This window comes from Pseudomonas sp. IT-P4 (assembly GCF_949767755.1).
GTDB classification, from domain to species: domain Bacteria; phylum Pseudomonadota; class Gammaproteobacteria; order Pseudomonadales; family Pseudomonadaceae; genus Aquipseudomonas; species Aquipseudomonas monachiensis.
Window position 1 is genome coordinate 1 of the sequence record NZ_CATKPX010000069.1, and the last position, 1598, is coordinate 1598.

The window sequence follows — 1598 nt, forward strand, 5'->3', positions numbered from 1 at the left end:
CAGACTGTGTGAAAACGCAGTCCGCCGCGGTTTAAAGCAAATGCCCCGACTTGTCGGGGCATTTGCTTTTCTGAAAACTGAAAAATAAAGGGCTTCTCAGCCCATCAACGCCATCAGCTTCCGCGCTCCCAGTACCTGGATGGCCCTTTTCAGGTTGTAAGCCTGTACCGCAAGCGCCATTTCTGCGCGAGTGCCCTGTAACTGGCGCAGCAAGAACCGGCCATTGCCGAAAATCCATTGCTTCAGGTTGCCGAAGGGATGTTCGACGGTGGAGCGGCGATGGCCCATCATTGCCGGGTGCGCCTTCATTCGCTTCTCCATTCGCTCAAACGCCGCTTCATGGGCGTGGCGCATCAAATACCGGCGTTCTGCCTTGGTGCAGCGGTTTTTCAGCGGACAACTTCGGCAGTCGCTGATGGCCGCCTGGTAGATTCGGTCGCCCTTGCTCAGTTGTTTGAGTGTCAGCGGGTTGCCTGCGGGGCACTGGTATTGATCGGTGTCCGAGTCGTAGCTGAATTCGGTTCGGTCAAAGTACTGCTCGTCGCCACCGGTGGTGTTGATCGCTCGATTGGGCGGCACAAAAGCGGTGATTGCCGCGTCTTCGCAGGCCTGGAACTGGGCGCCATTGGAATAACCGGCATCCGCCGTGACGCAAAGTTCGGATTGATCCAGTTCCTCTTTGGCTGCTTTGGCCATCGGTTCCAGCTGGCGATTGTCGGTGCCTTCCTGAGTGACTTCGTGGTGCAGAATCAGGCAATGCTTGGCGTCTACCGCACTTTGAATGTTGTAGGCCACGAGCGGGCCGGATGCTGTTCGCATTTTCTGTGCATCGGGCTCGCCCACAATGTGCTGAACCAGACCTTGAGCTTGCATCAGCACTTGGCAGGTCTGGTTATTGGCCTTTTTTACCTGCAACTCCGCCAGTGCTGCCTGCACCGCTGAACGATCGATCGACTCGCCTTTTTCGTCGCGGTCGGCTTCATCGAGTTGCGCCAGATATCGTGCAATTTTCTTGTCGAGTGCCGCCTCCCGTTGCTGGAGCTTTTTCGGTGTCAGGTGTTTGCGGCTGGAAGCCACGGCTTGAAACTTGCTGCCATCGATGGCCACCAACTCACCAGCAATCAGACCTGCCTGTCGGCAGAAGCGAACAAAGGCACGACAGGTCGCGGTAAACGCCGCGCTGTTATCACGTCGAAAATCGGCAATGGTTTTGAAATCGGGCGCCAATCGGCCCAACAGCCACATGACCTCGACGTTGCGTTGACACTCGGCCTCAAGCCGTCGTGACGAACGAATGCGTTGGAAATAGCCGTACAGATAGAGTTTGAGCAGATCGGAGGGATCGTATGAAGGACGTCCCGTGGCCTTGGGTCTGGCCTTGTCGAAACCCAGTTGCTCAAAGTCCAGAAGCACGACATAGGCTTCGATGACCCGAACCAGATGGTCATCGGGAATCAGTTCATCCAGTGACAGTGGAAACAACGCGCTCTGAGAGCGGTTTTCACCTTGGATATAGCGCATAAGAAAAATGCCCGTATCTTGCGATACGGGCATTTTCTTTAACCGGCCAGCAGAATGCTAGGTTTTCACACAGTCTG

1 protein-coding gene is annotated in these 1598 nt (G+C 55.6%); it reads right to left on the reverse strand.

What is annotated here, in order from left to right; genetic code table 11:
• Positions 1 to 96: 96 nt before the first annotated feature.
• Positions 97 to 1521 carry an IS1182 family transposase gene (locus tag ACM6IT_RS24575; RefSeq protein ID WP_414918877.1) on the reverse strand — a complete coding sequence of 475 codons (1425 nt, stop codon included), beginning with the start codon at positions 1519 to 1521 and terminating at the stop codon, positions 97 to 99.
• Positions 1522 to 1598 lie beyond the last annotated feature (77 nt).